15 protein-coding genes are annotated in these 15,155 nt (G+C 72.4%); 8 read left to right on the top strand and 7 right to left on the bottom strand.

Annotation, left to right across the window (positions count from 1 at the left end):
* Positions 1–17 precede the first annotated feature (17 nt).
* Both mtaB and dapF read right to left on the bottom strand, forming a co-directional pair.
* A complete protein-coding gene (gene mtaB / locus MOX02_RS24625) occupies positions 18–1,271 on the bottom strand; it encodes a tRNA (N(6)-L-threonylcarbamoyladenosine(37)-C(2))-methylthiotransferase MtaB (protein ID WP_147028467.1) in 1,254 nt (417 codons plus the stop codon).
* Between the two features lie 74 nt (positions 1,272–1,345).
* Positions 1,346–2,236 (bottom strand): diaminopimelate epimerase, encoded by an 891-nt coding sequence (gene dapF, locus MOX02_RS24620; protein WP_147028466.1) that lies wholly within the window; start codon positions 2,234–2,236, stop codon positions 1,346–1,348.
* A gap of 223 nt (positions 2,237–2,459) precedes the next feature.
* Here dapF and MOX02_RS24615 point away from each other — a divergent pair, with 223 nt between their 5' ends.
* The 4 genes from MOX02_RS24615 to trpS all read left to right on the top strand — a co-directional run bounded on the left by MOX02_RS24615 (position 2,460) and on the right by trpS (position 5,627).
* Entirely contained in the window at positions 2,460–3,263 is an 804-nt protein-coding gene (locus MOX02_RS24615) for a GyrI-like domain-containing protein (protein WP_238179872.1), read from the top strand.
* Positions 3,264–3,400: 137 nt separating this feature from the next.
* Positions 3,401–3,610 (top strand): DUF1902 domain-containing protein, encoded by a 210-nt coding sequence (locus MOX02_RS24610; RefSeq protein WP_147028464.1) that lies wholly within the window; start codon positions 3,401–3,403, stop codon positions 3,608–3,610.
* Between the two features lie 59 nt (positions 3,611–3,669).
* Positions 3,670–4,434, top strand: coding sequence for an endonuclease III domain-containing protein (locus MOX02_RS24605; protein ID WP_147028463.1), 765 nt, complete (start codon positions 3,670–3,672; stop codon positions 4,432–4,434).
* A gap of 134 nt (positions 4,435–4,568) precedes the next feature.
* Positions 4,569–5,627, top strand: coding sequence for a tryptophan--tRNA ligase (gene trpS, locus MOX02_RS24600; RefSeq protein WP_147028462.1), 1,059 nt, complete (start codon positions 4,569–4,571; stop codon positions 5,625–5,627).
* 113 nt (positions 5,628–5,740) lie between these two features.
* On the opposite strand, the gene MOX02_RS24595 is transcribed toward trpS, so the two are convergent.
* From MOX02_RS24595 to MOX02_RS24575, 5 genes are all read right to left on the bottom strand, one after another.
* Entirely contained in the window at positions 5,741–6,394 is a 654-nt protein-coding gene (locus MOX02_RS24595; RefSeq protein WP_147028461.1) for a pyridoxamine 5'-phosphate oxidase family protein, read from the bottom strand.
* Between the two features lie 327 nt (positions 6,395–6,721).
* Positions 6,722–7,741, bottom strand: a complete 1,020-nt coding sequence (gene ilvC / locus MOX02_RS24590; protein WP_147028460.1) for a ketol-acid reductoisomerase — start codon at positions 7,739–7,741, stop codon at positions 6,722–6,724.
* Positions 7,742–7,896: 155 nt separating this feature from the next.
* The gene (locus MOX02_RS24585) at positions 7,897–8,541 is read right to left on the bottom strand and encodes a glutathione S-transferase family protein (RefSeq protein ID WP_147028459.1); all 645 of its coding nucleotides are present in this window, start codon (positions 8,539–8,541) and stop codon (positions 7,897–7,899) included.
* 26 nt (positions 8,542–8,567) lie between these two features.
* Positions 8,568–9,110, bottom strand: coding sequence for an acetolactate synthase small subunit (gene ilvN, locus MOX02_RS24580; RefSeq protein ID WP_147028458.1), 543 nt, complete (start codon positions 9,108–9,110; stop codon positions 8,568–8,570).
* Between the two features lie 23 nt (positions 9,111–9,133).
* Positions 9,134–10,909: an acetolactate synthase 3 large subunit gene (locus MOX02_RS24575; RefSeq protein WP_147028457.1), complete on the bottom strand. Its 1,776-nt coding sequence runs from the start codon at positions 10,907–10,909 to the stop codon at positions 9,134–9,136.
* Positions 10,910–11,280: 371 nt separating this feature from the next.
* Between MOX02_RS24575 and MOX02_RS24570 the strand changes: the two genes are divergently transcribed.
* The 4 genes from MOX02_RS24570 to MOX02_RS24555 form a co-directional block, all read left to right on the top strand.
* Positions 11,281–11,790, top strand: a complete 510-nt coding sequence (locus tag MOX02_RS24570; protein WP_238179871.1) for a chemotaxis protein CheW — start codon at positions 11,281–11,283, stop codon at positions 11,788–11,790.
* Positions 11,791–11,796: 6 nt separating this feature from the next.
* Complete coding sequence (locus tag MOX02_RS24565) at positions 11,797–13,386, top strand: CheR family methyltransferase (RefSeq protein ID WP_147028456.1); 1,590 nt, start codon at positions 11,797–11,799, stop codon at positions 13,384–13,386.
* Between the two features lie 36 nt (positions 13,387–13,422).
* Positions 13,423–13,989, top strand: coding sequence for a chemotaxis protein CheW (locus tag MOX02_RS24560; protein WP_238179870.1), 567 nt, complete (start codon positions 13,423–13,425; stop codon positions 13,987–13,989).
* A 55-nt stretch (positions 13,990–14,044) separates the two neighbouring features.
* Positions 14,045–15,155 (top strand): HAMP domain-containing protein (locus tag MOX02_RS24555; RefSeq protein WP_147028454.1); only part of this gene is annotated, 1,111 nt, incomplete at its 3' end.

Genomic DNA, 15,155 nt, shown 5'->3' with positions numbered 1-15,155 from the left:
CGGGAGAGGTGGACGCCTCACGCGGGCTCGACCTCTCCCGGTCGGGAGAGGTCGGGCGCCTCCGCGATCAGCGCGCGCCCGTCGTGACCCGCGATGCGCACGTCGCGGATCTCGCCGGGCTCGGCGGCGAGGCGCACCGGGGTGAAGGCCTCCGTGCGGCCGCTGCCGCCGCGCTCGGCCAGAACCCGGCGGGTCTGGCCCACCTCCGCGTCGAGATGGCGCGCGAGCGCCGCAGCGCCCGCCGCGCGCAGCCGCGCGGCGCGCTCGCGCACGAGGCCCGGATCGACCGCCGGCATCCGGGCGGCGGGGGTGCCGGGACGGGGCGAGTAGGGGAAGACGTGCAGGTGCGTCAGCCCGCACGCCTCGACGAGGTCGAGGCTCATGGCGAACTGCGCCTCGGTCTCGGTGGGGAAGCCCGCGATCAGGTCCGCGCCGAAGACCGTGCCGGGGCGCAGACGGCGGATCTCCGCGCAGAAGCGGATCGCGTCGGCGCGGGCGTGGCGGCGGCGCATCCGCTTCAGGATGAGGTCGTCGCCCGCCTGCAGCGAGAGGTGGAGATGCGGCATCAGCCGCGCCTCCTCGGCGAAGGCCGCCACGAGCTCGGCATCCGCCTCGATCGAGTCGATCGAGGAGAGGCGCAGCCGCGCGAGGCCGGGCACGCCGGCGAGGATCGCCCGGACGAGCCGGCCGAGGCCGCCGCTGCCCGCAAGGTCGCGCCCGTAGGCGGTGAGGTCGACCCCGGTCAGCACCACCTCCCGCCCGCCATGCTCCACGATGCGGGCGACCTGCTCCACCACGGCCGCCGCCGGCACCGAGCGCGAGCGCCCGCGGCCGGACGGTATGACGCAGAAGGTGCAGGCGTGGTCGCAGCCGTTCTGCACCGGCACGAAGGCGCGGGTGTGCCCGGCGACCCCGGTGATCGCGGTCGGCGCGAGGGTTCGCGCCTCCATCACGGCGCCTGGCGGGGACGGCTCCCGCCAGGCGCGGGCCGAGAGCTTGTCGGCGTTGCCGACGAGGCGGGCCACTTCCGGCATCGCGGCGTAGAGGCCGGTCTCGACCTCGGCGCCGCAGCCCGTCACCACGATCTCGGCCCCGGGGCGCTCCCGGGCGAGGCGGCGGATCGCCTTGCGGGCCTGCCGCCCGGCCTCGGCCGTGACCGCGCAGGTGTTCACGACGACGCGCTCCCGCGCCCCGGCTGCGGCGGCCTCGCGCATCACCTCCGACTCGACGATGTTCAGCCGGCAGCCGAAGGTCAGCGTCTCGACGCTCATGGCCAAGTCAGCGTCCCGACGCTCATGGCAGAGTCCGCGTCCCGGCGCTCATGGGAAGGTCCGCGTCCCGACGCTCATGGGGGCGCGGGCTCGAACAGCTCCGGCGCGAGGGTGCCCTCCCCCTCCAGGAAGACCGGGCCCGTCATCAGGACGTGGTCGTCGGCCCGCCACTCGATCGCGAGGTCGCCGCCCGGCAGGCTGACGGTGGCGCCCCGCCCGATCATGCGCAGGCGCGAGGCCGCCACCACGGTGGCGCAGGCGGCGGTGCCGCAGGCGAGCGTCAGGCCGGCGCCCCGCTCCCAGACCCGGAGCTTGATCGCCTCGCGCCCCGTCACCTGGGCGACCGAGATGTTCGCCCGCTCCGGGAAGATCGGGTGGTTCTCCAGCATCGGCCCGATCCGGGCGAGGTCGAACCCGTCCGGGTCGCGGTCGACGAAGAAGATCGCGTGCGGGTTGCCCATGCTGACGGCGGCGGGCGAGTGCAGGATCGGATCGTCGATCGGCCCGATCTGCAGCTCGATGCGGCGCGTGTCGGGGAAGGGGTCGCGCAGCGGGATCTCGTCCCAGGCGAGGCGCGGCTGGCCCATGTCGACGGTGAAGGAGCGGTCGGCCACCCGCTTCACCTCCACGAGCCCGGACCGCGTCTCCAGCGTCAGCCGGCCGCTCTCGGCGGGCCGCGCCATGGCGGGGTCGTCGAGCATGGCGTAGGCGACGCAGCGGGTGCCGTTGCCGCAGGCGCCCGATTCCGAGCCGTCGGTGTTGTAGATCCGCAGGAAGGCGTCGGTGCCGGGGCTCGCGGGATCGTGCACGACCATGAGCTGGTCGAAGCGCGAGTGCGGATCGCCCGCGATCGCCCGCGCCTCCCCGGCGGCGACGCGGTGGCCGGTGCCGCGCAGGTCGAGCACCAGAATCGCGTTGCCCGCGCCGTGCATCTTCAGGAATCGTCTGTGGGCGAGTGCGCTCATGCTGTCCGGCGGCTGGCGGCCCCTCCCGGGCCTTCCGACCGCTATATGGCAAAGAGCGGACCCGGGCGCGAGCCCGCCCGGCGCCGGGCTGCCCCGCCGCGGGCCGCCCGGGCCCTCGCGGGGCGGCCGGATCGTCACCACCTTGCCGAAGCCCTACCTTACCGTGGCCCTCACGGCCGGGTGCCCGATTCGGCGCCGGCCTCGTCCCTGCCGGAGCGACACCGTGTCCCGCTATCGTTGCCTGCTGCTCGCCGGACTCCTCGTCGGACCCGTCGTCGGACCCGTCTTCCTTGCCGCCGGCCCGGTCCTCGCCCAGGACCGCGCCCAGGACCGCGCCCCCGACCGCCCTCAGGAGGCGCCCCCGCCGCCCGCCTCGACCGCGCCGCCGCCCGCGGTGACGAACCCGCTGCCGACCACCACGACCCCCGACACCGGCAAGCCCGACCCCAACCGGACGACGGCGCCCCAGCCCGAGAAGGCGCTCACCCCGCCGGTCGGTTCGCCGGCGCCGGCCGCCGCCCCGGCCGCGCGCAAAACCCTCGTCGAGACGCCCGGCGACGCCAACGACGTCGACGAGGTCTCCCTGCCCCCGAAGCCCGCCGCGATCCTCACCGGCAAGGCGAAGTGGGAGGAGGCGGTGCCGAGCCTCAAGGCGGCCTTCGCCCGCATCGAGGCCGAGCTCGCCAAGCTCGGCGTCGCGCCCACCGGCCGCCCGATCGCGGTCTTCGCCAAGACGGACGACGACGGCTTCCAGTACGAGGCGATGGTGCCGGTGGCCGAGATGCCGGCGGGCAAGCCGCCGGAGGGCGACGGGATCCGCTTCGGCACCACGCCGAGCGGCAAGGCCCTGCGCTTCCCGCACAAGGGCTCCTACGACGAGATCGACGGCACCTACGAGACCCTGACCGCCTACCTCGACGCCAAGGACATCGTGGTGCAGGACCGCTTCATCGAGGAGTACGTCACGGACCTCAACGACCGCGCCGACGAGAAGCTCGACGTCAACATCTACGCCCTGGTGAAGTGAGGGGCGCCGGCTCCCGCGCGCCGGACACTCCGGCGCCGCTGCAGGCGCCACCGGGATAGGCCGCCGCGAAACCATTGATTTCGGCAGCGGCGACGGGCCTCATCCAGCCGCTCCGTCGCCGGCCCCCTGGAACAGCCATGACGCTGACCGTCACCGTCCGCCACCATCCCGACGAGCGCGTCTGGTACGTGCACGAATCCGAAGTGCCCGGCCTCCATGCCGAGGCACCGACCCTCGACGCGCTCGTCGCCGTCATCGGGGACCTGGCGCCCGAACTCGCGGCGGCCAACCTGCCCTCCGCAGATTCGGAGAGCAATGCCGGGATCGCGGTTCGCCAGAGCCTCTAGCGGCGTTCTGATCCGGCCCCTGTCCGGAACCCGCGCCCCGCCTCGCGGATTCGCGCCTCATGCCGATCGAACCCGGACATGAGCGACCCGCCCCGCGCCCCCGCCGAGCCCGCCCCGACACGCCGCCGGCCGATCCCGACCTCGCGGCGCGGGCGCTCGAGATCCACCGGCGGCTCTGCCCGGTCTACGGCTGCCCGATCCCCTACTTCCACAGCCTCGACCCCCTGAGCGAGCTCGTCTCCTCGCTCCTCTCGCACCGGACCCGCAACGCCGATTCGGGCCGCGCCTTCAAGGCGCTGCGGGCGCGCTACCCGGACTGGCGGCAGGTGCTCGACGCGGACACGGCCGAGATCGAGGCGACGATCGCCGGCGTCACCTGGCCGGAGCTGAAGGCGCCGCGCATCCAGGCCGTGCTGCGGGCGGTCGCCGAGCGGCGGGGCGCCCTCGACCTCGGCTTCCTGAGGGACATGACGGTCGAGGCCGCCCGCGCCTGGCTCGAGGCGATTCCCGGCATCGGCCCGAAGACCAGTGCGGCGGTGCTCTCCTTCTCGGTCCTGCGGATGCCGGCGCTGCCGGTCGACAGCCACCACCACCGGGTGGCCCAGCGCCTCGGCCTCGTGGGGCCGCGCATCGACGTCGGCCCCGCCCACCCGGTCCTGCGGGCGCAGCTGCCCGCCGACTGGAGCGCACAGGACCTCTACGACAACCACGAGGTCCTGATGCTGCACGGCCAGCAGGTCTGCCACCACCGCAGCCCGGCCTGCGGCGCCTGCGTCCTCCTCGATCTCTGCCCGACCGGCCAAGCCCGGTGCGCATCCCCGTGAGGGTCACGGCGCTCCCTTGACCGGCCCCGGCCGCCGGTCCAGAACCCGCGCCTGCGCGGAAGGGCCGCTCCGGCGCGGGACCGCCCAGTCGGGCCATCATCAGATCAGGCAAGTCGTCGGGAGAGACGGGGGCGATGGCCGCGTTCAAGGAACTGGTGTTCTCGGGCGTCCAGCCCACCGGAAACCTGCATCTCGGAAACTATCTCGGCGCCATCAAGCGCTTCGTGGAGATGCAGGAGCGGGCGGAGTGCCTCTACTGCGTCGTCGATCTCCACGCGATCACGCTGTGGCAGAACCCGGCCGAGCTGCGCACCCAGATCCGCGAGGTGACGGCGGCCTTCATCGCGGCCGGCATCGACCCGAGGCGCTCCATCGTCTTCAACCAGAGCCAGGTGCCGCAGCACGCCGAGCTCGCCTGGATCTTCAACTGCGTCGCCCGCCTCGGCTGGCTCAACCGCATGACGCAGTTCAAGGACAAGGCCGGCAAGGACCGCGAGAACGCCAGCGTCGGCCTCTACGACTACCCGGTCCTGATGGCGGCCGACATCCTGGCCTACCGGGCGACCCACGTGCCGGTGGGCGAGGACCAGAAGCAGCACCTGGAGCTGACCCGCGACATCGCGCAGAAGTTCAACAACGACTTCGCGGAGTCGATCCTCGCCCACGGCCACGGCGAGGGCTTCTTCCCCGTCACCGAGCCGCTGATCGGCGGCCCGGCCGCCCGCGTCATGTCGCTCCGGGACGGCACCAAGAAGATGTCGAAGTCCGACCCCTCGGACTACTCGCGCATCAACCTCACGGACGACGCCGACGCCATCGCCCAGAAGGTGCGCAAGGCCAAGACCGACCCGGAGCCCCTCCCATCGGAGGCCGCGGGCCTCGCCGGGCGGGCGGAGGCCGACAACCTCGTCGGCATCTTCGCGGCGCTGCAGGGCTCGACCCGCGAGGCGGTGCTCGCCGAGTACGGCGGGGCGCAGTTCTCGGCCTTCAAGGGCGCGCTGGTGGAGCTCGCCGTCGAGTCGCTGGCGCCGCTCAGCGCCGAGATGAAGCAGCTGGTGGCCGACCCCGCCCATATCGACGCGATCCTGGCGGACGGCGCCGAACGGGCGGAGGCGATCGCCGCGCCGACCCTCGACGCGGTCAAGGACATCGTCGGCTTCGTGCGGCGCGGGCCGACGCTGAGGGCCGTCTGAGACGCCACCCCGCCCGGCGCCCGTGAGCGCCGGGCATCATCCTTCGCAAACGGGGCGGCGCGTGAGCGCCGACCATCAGGTTTCTCGATCCCGATCCGGGCGGGCGGCGCCGCTCAGGCCTCGCCGCGGGCGACGAGCGTCTCGTACTCGGAGACCTCCAGGCGGCCCTCCCTGGCCACCCGCGCCCGGTCCTCGTCGCTGATCACGTCGTGGGCGAGGTCGAGGCGCTTCCAGGCGGCGAGCGGGGTCTCCCGGTCGGGCTGGGGCACGTACTTGTTCTGCCCGAGCTTCCGGTACTTGTGGATGTAGCGCGGGCAGTTGACCCAGATCTTCGTCACCTCGACGCGCACGAGGTACTTGGCCTCGGTGTACTCGGCCATGAGGGGGTCGTCGCGCAGGAGCCGCGCGTGGCCCTGCACCCGGACCCGGTGCGGCGTCTCGAAGTCGATGAAGAGCAGGCCGACCTTGGCCTGTCCCTCGATGTTGCCCATCGAGTAGAACATGCCGTTGCCGTCGAAGCCGGGGAAGACGAGGGCGCTCTCGCCGACCACCTTCACGAAGCCGGGGGCGCCGCCCTTGTAGGAGACGGTGGGCATGCCGTCCGGGTCGACGGTGGAGAGGAAGAACATGTCGCGGCTGCCGATGAAGGCGGCCTCGTCCTCGCGGATCGTCTCGTGGACCCAGTCGGTGTCGAGCCGGTCGGCGAGCTTCACCGTCCCGAACTCTTCCTGCAGCGCGCGGTGCGCGTCGAAATAGAGCGATGCCATGCGTCTCCTCCGCCGGCAGCCTTCTGGCGGGCGCCGGGGGCGCATCTGTCCCGCAAATCGAGCGTGGCCGCAACTCCCCGGGGCGCGGGCTGCGCGCCGGCCCCGCCGCGCCGCCGGAACACGGCCCGCAACGGCGCGGCGCGGCGTGATCGCCGACCATCACGGTCCCCGCGCCGCACGCCGAGCGGTCGCGCCTCGCACGGGCCCGGATGCGGATCGGCCCCGCGGCGGCGCGAAAGAAGAGGCCGGCCCGCGGGGTTGCGGACCGGCCTCATGAAGCGCGACGGCGCGGGCCGAGCGAGGCCCGGCCCGCCCTCCGGATAAAGATCAGTTGCGGGACTTGTCGACCAGCGCCTTCTCGGAGATCCAGGGCATCATGCCGCGCAGCCGCCCGCCGACCTCCTCGATCGGGTGGGCGGCGAGCTTGGCGCGGGTGGCCTTGAAGGAGGTCTGGCCGACCTTGTTCTCCAGCATCCAGTCGCGGGTGAACTTGCCCGACTGGATGTCGTCGAGGACGCGCTTCATCTCGGCCTTGGTCTGCGGCGTCACGATGCGCGGGCCGGTGACGTACTCGCCGTACTCGGCGGTGTTGGAGATCGAGTAGTTCATGTTGGCGATGCCGCCCTCGTAGATGAGGTCGACGATCAGCTTCACCTCGTGCAGGCACTCGAAATAGGCCATCTCGGGGGCGTAGCCCGCCTCGACGAGCGTCTCGAAGCCGGCCTTGATCAGCTCGACGAGGCCGCCGCAGAGCACGGCCTGCTCGCCGAAGAGGTCGGTCTCGCACTCCTCCTTGAAGGTCGTCTCGATGATGCCCGCGCGGCCGCCGCCGTTGGCCGAGGCGTAGGACAGGCCAAGGTCGTGCGCGTTGCCGGAGGCGTCCTGTGCGATGGCGATGAGGGTCGGCACGCCGCCGCCCTTGAGGTACTCGCCGCGCACCGTGTGGCCGGGGCCCTTCGGGGCGACCATCAGCACGTCAAGGTCCTTGCGCGGCTCGATCAGGTTGAAGTGGACGTTGAGGCCGTGGGCGAACAGGAGCGCGGCGCCCTCCTTCATGTTCGTCTCGAGGGACTCCTTGTAGATGTCGCCCTGCAGCTCGTCGGGGGTGAGCATCATCACCACGTCGCCCCACTTGGCGGCGTCGGCGACGTTCATCACCCGGAAGCCCTCGCCCTCCGCCTTCTTGGCGGTGGCGGAGCCCTCGCGGAGCGCGATCACGATCTCCTTGCACCCCGAGTCGCGCAGGTTCAGCGCGTGGGCGTGGCCCTGGCTGCCGTAGCCGACGATGACGACCTTCTTGCCCTTGATCAGGTTCAGGTCTGCGTCGCGATCGTAATAGACCCGCATGGCGGCTTGTCCCTTCGTTCCGTGTCGGTGAGTGCGCTCCGGCGCCCTCGTTCGCGCGGCCGTGCGATGGCGGCGCTTTTAGCGAGGCGATCCCCTTGACGAAAGGGGCAATCGCCACATGGCAGCCCTCAGGGGCCGACAGTCCCGCGTCGGCGTCAGGCCGGCAGCGGCAGCCCCTCGCGCGCGAAGACCCGCTGCACGGCCGGCCGCTCGGCCATGGCGCGCGCGTGCTTCGTCCAGGCCGGGAAGCGCTCGGCCATGTCGAAGCCCAGCGCCGGGCCGCGGCCCCAGGTCCAGAACAGGAGCAGGTAGGGATCGACCACGCTGTAGCGGCCGCCCACCGCCCAGCCGCCGTTCGAGAGGCGCACCTCCGTCATGGTGCAGAGGTCCCCGAAGGTGTCGGCGCCCTTGTCGCGGATGCCGGGATGGGCCGCCTCGTCGGCGGAGTAGCGCTCCGCCCGGCGGATATGGGCGAAGGCCGGATGGTGGTTGGTGGAGAGCCAGCCGAGCCACTCGTCGGCCACCGCCTGGTCGCGCAGGTCCTCGGGCCAGAGCCTCGCCTCCGGGTGCGCGCGGGCGATGTGGCGCAGGAGTGCCGTGTTCTCCGTTAGCACCCAGCCGTCCTCGTAGAGGGCCGGCACGCGGCCGCGCTCGTTGACCGCGAGGTATTCCGGCGCGCGCTGGTCGCCGGCCTGCAGGTTGAGCCGCACGGTCTCGTAGGGCGCGCCGGTCTCCTCCAGCGCGATGTGCGAGGCGAGCGAGCAGGCGCCGGGGGCGTAGTAGAGGGTGCGGGCGGTCATGCCTGATCCTGGGTGAAGGAACGACCCTACAACGGCTCCGCGCCACGCCCCATCGCGGCGATGCCCGTGCGGCAGATCTCGACGAGGCCGATCACGCTCATGAGGCGGATGAAGCGGTCGATCTCCTCGGTCGAGCCAGTCAGCTCGAACACGAAGGAGTTCAGCGTCGCGTCGAGCGTCTTGGCGCCGAAGGCGGCGGCGAGGCGCAGCGCCTCGCTGCGGTGCTCGCCCTGGCCCACCACCTTCACGAGGCAGATCTCCCGCTCCAGCGCGTTGCCCTGGAGGGTGAGGTCCACCACCCGGTGCACGGGCACGAGCCGGTCGAGCTGCGCCTTGATCTGCTCGATCACGGCGTTGGTGCCCGTCGTCACGATGGTGATGCGGGAGAGGTGGCGCGCCTCCTCCGTCTCGGACACCGTCAGGCTCTCGATGTTGTAGCCCCGTCCCGAGAACATGCCCGAGATCCGGGCGAGCGCGCCCGGCTCGTTGTCCACGATCACGGCGAGCGTGTGCCGGTTGACGGTCTCGACCCGGACCGGCTCGGGGTAGTGCGTGTTCATCGCGTTCATGGTCCTGCTCCTCCCCGCGTCCCTCAGACCAGCATCTTGCCTTCCTCGGAGATCACGTCCCCGAGCTCCACGCCGGTCTCGCCGAGGTAGTCGGAGAGCAGCATCTCGTTGTGCGCCTTGCCCGACGGGATCATCGGGAAGCAGTTCTCGGTCTTGTCGACGACGCAGTCGAAGATGACCGGCCCGTCGTAGTCGAGCATCTCCTTGATGGCCGCGTCGAGGTCGCCCGGCTTCTCGCAGCGGATGCCCTTGGCCCCGTAGGCCTCGGCGAGCTTCACGAAGTCCGGCAGGCTCTCCGAGTAGCTCTGCGAGTAGCGCGAGCCGTGCAGCAGCTCCTGCCACTGGCGGACCATGCCCATGTACTCGTTGTTGAGGATGAAGATCTTGACCGGCAGGCGGTACTGCACCGCGGTCGAGAGCTCCTGGATGTTCATCAGGATCGAGGCCTCGCCCGCGATGTCGATGACGAGCCCGTCCCGGTGGGCGAGCTGCACGCCGATGGCGGCGGGCAGGCCGTAGCCCATCGTGCCGAGGCCGCCCGAGGTCATCCAGCGGTTCGGCTCCTCGAACTTGAAGTACTGGGCCGCCCACATCTGGTGCTGGCCGACCTCGGTCGTGATGTAGGTCTCGCGATCCTTGCAGGCCTCGTAGAGGCGCTGCACCGCGTATTGCGGCTTGATGATCGTGCCCGAGGGCCAGTAGGCGAGGCACTCGCGCGCCCGCCACGTGCGGATCTTGCCGAACCAGGCCTCCAGGCGGCCCTTGTCGGGGTCGGCCGCGAGGCCGCGCCACGCCTCCAGCATGTCGGCGAGCACCGAGCCGCAATCGCCGAGGATGCCGACATCGACCTTGACGACCTTGTTGATCGAGGAGGCGTCGACGTCGATGTGGATCTTCTTCGAGAAGGGCGCGAAAGCGTCGAGGCGGCCCGTGATGCGGTCGTCGAAGCGGGCTCCGACGCAGATCATCACGTCGCACTCGTGCATCGCGAGGTTGGCCTCGTAGGTCCCGTGCATGCCCAGCATGCCGAGGAACTTGTCGTCCGAGGCCGGGAAGGCGCCGAGCCCCATCAGCGTCGAGGTGACGGGGAAGCCCGTGGCCGCGACGAGCTCGCGCAGGAGCCGCGAGGCCTCGGGGCCGGAATTGATGACGCCGCCGCCCGTGTAGAAGACCGGCCGGCGCGCCGAGGCCATCAGCTCGATGGCCGCGCGGATCTTGTCGGCGTCGCCCTTCACGACAGGGCGGTAGGTCTTGTGCCCGTCGAAGCTCGGGCGCTCGTAGAGCCCGCTCGCGAACTGGATGTCCTTCGGCAGGTCGACGACGACGGGGCCGGGGCGCCCGTGGCTCGCCACGTAGAACGCCTCGTGCAGGATGCGCGGCAGGTCGTCGATCGATTTGACGAGGTAGTTGTGCTTCGTGCAGTGGCGCGTGATGCCGACCGTGTCGCATTCCTGGAAGGCGTCGGTGCCGATCAGGTGGGTCGGAACCTGCCCCGTGATGCAGACGAGCGGGATCGAGTCCATCATCGCGTCGGTCAGGCCGGTGATGATGTTGGTCGCGCCGGGGCCCGATGTGACGAGGACGCAGCCGACCTTGCCGGAGGAGCGGGCGTAGCCTTCCGCCGCGTGGACGGCGCCCTGCTCGTGGCGCACGAGCACGTGCTGGATCGCGTCCTGATGGAAGAGCGCGTCGTAGATCGGCAGCACCGCGCCGCCCGGATACCCGAACAGCGTATCGACACCCTGATCCCGGAACGCCCGGATGACCATTTCGGCCCCGGTCATGACCTCGCCGCTCATCGTCTTCCTCCTTGAACCCGTTCTCGAACTCCGTCGCGCTTCGACCCGGACGCAGGCAACAAAAAAGGGCCCCGATCGGGACCCTGCATGCGCCACCGCCCGGATCGCGGCCCTGGCTTCAGGGCCGCCCCGTCAGTGGCGCTTCCGTTACGATAAGGATGTGACGCATCGGGGTGACGTCTCGGCCCTGTCCGACCCGCCGCGCGGGCGAGTCGCGTAAAAGTGTCGGGTCTCATAGCGGAGGGGGCCGGCAGGGTCAACGGCGCGCGCACCGAATCCCGCGTTCGTGCGTTGCAGGGTCTCGGGGCGCGCCCTATGGGGTGCGTTCCGCGTATCCCGCATCGCAACTCCTGCTGAACGTGAGCCCGCCCGTGGCGCTGCCCGAGACGGCCCCCTCCCGGGCCGCGGCCTACCTCCTCCTCGACGTCGCCGGGCAGACCTGCGCCCTCCCCCGCGAGGCGGTGCGCGAGGTGCTGCCGCTGCCCGACCTGTTCCAGCCGCCGACCGGCGGCTCCTGGCTCGCCGGCTTCCTCAATCTCGGCGGCGCGCCGGTTCCGGTCATCGACCTCGCGCGGCTGTTCAGCCTGCGGGCCGGGCGGTCCGAGCCGGGCCCCTACGCGCATCTCGTCCTGGTGGCGGAGGGCGCGCGCGCCCTCCTCGTCGACCGGGCGAGCGATCTCGTGAGCGTTCCGCCCGAGGCGGTCCGTCCCGTCGAGCCGGGCCAGACCCTCAACGGCTGCGTCGCGGCGGAGGTCACGGTCCGGGGGCGCCTCGTTCACGCCCTCAGCCTCGCGCGCATCCTCACGCAGGAGGAGAGCGGCCGGCTCGACGCCCTCGCCCGTGCAGCCCGAGCCCGCCTCGCCGACCTGCCGACGGCCTGATCCTCCGTGGCCCGCGACCCGTCCCGAGAGCAGGCCGCCGCCCGGCGCGCGGAGCGGCGCGACCCCTTCGCCGATCCCGGCTACGCGGCGCTGAAGGCCGAGATCGTCGCGCGCACGGGCCACCACTACTACGTCGACAAGGACGGCCTGCTGTTCGAGCGGCTCTGCCGGCGCTTCCGCGCGACGGGAGCCGCCGACGCGACGGCCTACCGCGCCCTCCTCGGCCAGGGTCAGGACGGCGCTCGTGAATGGGCGGCGCTCGAGGCCGAGATCACCATCGGCGAGACATTCTTCTTCCGCTATGCCGAGCAGTTCGACGCCCTTCGCGACACCATCCTGCCGGGGCTCGTGGCCGCGCGCGAGCCGGAGCGCAGCCTGAAGATCTGGAGCGGGGGCTGCTCGACGGGCGCGGAGCCCTACTCGGTGGCAATCCTCGTTCACGAGATCCTGGGCGAGGCGCTGCCCGACTGGCACGTGGCGATCACCGGCACCGACATCAGCGTCGCGGCGCTCGCCACCGCCCGAGCCGCGGAGTACGGGCGCTGGGCGCTGCGAACCCTGCCGGCCGAGGCGCGCAACCTCTACTTCCGGCGCACGTCCCCGGAGCCCGGAACCAACCGCGAGGGCGGCTACGCCCTGCGCCCGGAATTCCGCCGCATGGTCCGCTTCGAGCAGCGGAACCTGCTCGGTCTCCTGGACGGGACAGCCCCGGCTCATCTCGCGGAGTTCGACCTCATCCTCTGCCGCAACGTGCTGATCTACTTCAGCGCCGAGACCGTGGCGGGGATCGTGCGGGCGCTGGGTCGGCGCCTGCGGCCCGGCGGCTGGCTGCTGATCGGCCACGCCGAGCCGAACCCGGCATTCGCGGACTGGCTGACCCCGGTGAGCCTGCCCGGTACCGTCGCCTACCGTCGCCTGGACGAGGCCGCGCCGGCCCTGGGCACCGAGACGCCGCCGCAAGCTGGGCAGGCGCCGCAGGCTGGGCAAGCGCCGCAGGTCACCGTGACGACCGTGCCCGCGGCCGATGATCGATCCGAGTCGTCCAGCATCCCTCCCGCATCATCCCGGGAGCCGCGGCAAATTCCCGACGAACCGGCCGAGGAGCCGAGGGCCGAGGGCCGGATCCTGCCGGCCGGGACGCCGCCCGGTGCGAGCCCGGCGCCTGAGGACCTGCTTCCCGACGACGCGACGCCCGACGACGTGCTCGCGCGGGTCCGGGAACTCGCCGATGCCGGCGAGACCGCCGTGGCCTGGCGCGGCGTCCGCGCGGCCCTGGAGGCTGGCCTGCGGGATCCGCGGCTCCTGTTCTATGAGGGCCTGCTCGGCGTGAGCCTCGGGCGGGAGGCGGAGGCCGAGCGGGCGCTGCGGGGCGCGCTCTACCTCGACCCCGGCTTCGTGATGGCGCACTACCATCTCGGCCTGCTCCTGGCCGGTCTCGGCCGGGCGCGTCCGGCGCGCCGGGCCCTCGACAACGCGGCCCGGCTGAGCGAAGCGCTTCGGCCGGACACGGTCCTGCCCGAGAGTGACGGCGCGACCGCCCGCGAGATCGCCGAGAGCGCGAGGCTCGCGCAGGGCCGCATCGGCGGCAGAGCCTAGTTGAGCGGCGACCGCGTCATGCAGGAGGGAGGCCTCGTGGGCACGAACGGACCGAGGGCGGACGAGGCCGGCCGGATCCGCGCCCTGCGCCGGGAGCGGACGGAGGCGCTGGCCGGACGCGGCCAGGCGGCCCGCGCCGCGGGGGGCGGGCGCGCCTTCCTCGTCTGCGCCTGCGGCGCCGAGCGCTACGGGCTCCCGCTCGCCGAAGTCGCCCAAGTGCTGCCCGCCCGCCCCTGCACCCGTCTGCCCGGCGCCCCGCCGGCCCTGCTCGGGCTCGTCGCGCTCTCGGGCGGCATCGTCAGCGTGCTCGATCTCGCCCGGGCGCTCGGCCGCGGCGGCACGCCCGCCGAGGACGGCCATCTCGTCGTCCTGCGCGGCACCGCCGTGCCCGTGGCGCTCGCCGTCGACCGGGTGCTCGGCACCGCCCGCCTCGACGGGGAGGCACTGCGGCCGGGCGAATCCTCCGGCGAGCCATCCGCTGTCGGCCTCGGCTTGGGCAGCGAGGCCGTTTCGGGCTATGCCCCCGCCGGTCCCGGCGGAACCGGGGCCGGGGATTTCGCCCTCGTCGACCTGCCGCGCCTGCTGCGGCGCTACCTGCCCTGAGCGCGGAAGGCCGGGACCTGTGCCCGGACAGCCGCCGGTTTCGGAGCCTGAACGCGTGTCGCTCTCGATCGGAAAACGGATCCTCCTCGGCTTCGTCGCCGTCACGCTGGTGCTCGTCGCGCTCGGGCTCTATGCGCTCGGCCAGATCGGTGCAGTGAAGGACACCACGGACGCCATCGTCGCCCGCGACCTCTCGGTCGCCCGCAAACTCGACGACCTCGCCAACCGGGCCCGCGACATGGGCATCCTGCGCCGCAATGCGGTCATCGCGGCGATCACCGGCAAGCGGGCCTCGGACCTCGAGGACCCGACGCAGGCCTGGCGCCGCGCCGCCGCCGAGACCGAGGCCGTCCTGACCGGCCTCGCCCGCTCGACCGAGGAGTTCCGCGCCACCTCGATCTCGCCGGAGCGCTCCGCCGTCTGGAAGCGGATGAGCGAGTCGGCGCTCGATGCCGGGGCCGCGTTCCGGCAGCTGCGCGCCGGCAGCGAGGCGCAGCTCACCGCCGTCGCCGAGAAGAACATCGAGGCTGTCGAGGCCCGCAACGACGACCTGAACCGCACCCAGGACGTCTTCCTGCGGGGCATCGACCGGACCCGCGACATCCTCGACGAGGGCATCGCGGCGGGCCAGCGCGGCGTGCGCGACATCTACGAGCGCAGCCGTATCTCGATCGCCCTGACGCTCGCGGCCGCCGTCCTGCTCTCGATCCTCGTGACCGTCCTGATCAGCCGCGCCGTCGTGCGTCCGCTGGAAAAGGTGATGGACTTCGCCGAGCGGGTCGGCTCGGGCGACCTTTCCCACACCGTCGACGCGCGCGGCAACGACGAGATCGGGCGCCTCGGCCGCACCCTCAACGGCATGGTGGCGGGGCTCGCCGACCTCGCCCGCACCAACCGCGCGGCCACCGCCGACCTCAACGCGGCGGCGGCCGAGATCCGAGCCTCCGCCCAGGAGCAGGCGGCCTCCGTCGAGGAGCAGTTCGCCGCCGTGCAGGAGACGGCCGCCACCGTCGACGAGATCACCCATTCGGGCGCCCAGATCGGCAAGCGCGCGGGCGAGGTCATCGCCTCCGCGCAGGCCACGGCCCAGACATCGAAGGCGGGCCTCCGGGCGGTCGCCGACACGGCCCGCGCCATGGACGCGATCCGCGAGCAGGCGGAGGCCG

This window comes from Methylobacterium oxalidis, from assembly GCF_007992195.1.
Lineage (GTDB): Bacteria > Pseudomonadota > Alphaproteobacteria > Rhizobiales > Beijerinckiaceae > Methylobacterium > Methylobacterium oxalidis.
The sequence above is the reverse complement of the archived record's forward strand: the minus strand, read 5'-3'. Positions and strand labels throughout refer to the sequence as shown.

Coding starts and splice junctions, on each gene's coding strand:
- dapF (WP_147028466.1), bottom strand. CDS start 2,236: ATGAGCGCACTCGCCCACAGACGATTCCTGAAGATGCACGGCGCGGGC.
- MOX02_RS24595 (WP_147028461.1), bottom strand. CDS start 6,394: ATGGCATCGCTCTATTTCGACGCGCACCGCGCGCTGCAGGAAGAGTTC.
- MOX02_RS24585 (WP_147028459.1), bottom strand. CDS start 8,541: ATGACCGCCCGCACCCTCTACTACGCCCCCGGCGCCTGCTCGCTCGCC.
- MOX02_RS24605 (WP_147028463.1), top strand. CDS start 3,670: ATGCCGATCGAACCCGGACATGAGCGACCCGCCCCGCGCCCCCGCCGA.
- mtaB (WP_147028467.1), bottom strand. CDS start 1,271: ATGAGCGTCGAGACGCTGACCTTCGGCTGCCGGCTGAACATCGTCGAG.
- MOX02_RS24575 (WP_147028457.1), bottom strand. CDS start 10,909: ATGAGCGGCGAGGTCATGACCGGGGCCGAAATGGTCATCCGGGCGTTC.
- MOX02_RS24610 (WP_147028464.1), top strand. CDS start 3,401: ATGACGCTGACCGTCACCGTCCGCCACCATCCCGACGAGCGCGTCTGG.
- ilvN (WP_147028458.1), bottom strand. CDS start 9,110: ATGAACGCGATGAACACGCACTACCCCGAGCCGGTCCGGGTCGAGACC.
- trpS (WP_147028462.1), top strand. CDS start 4,569: ATGGCCGCGTTCAAGGAACTGGTGTTCTCGGGCGTCCAGCCCACCGGA.
- ilvC (WP_147028460.1), bottom strand. CDS start 7,741: ATGCGGGTCTATTACGATCGCGACGCAGACCTGAACCTGATCAAGGGC.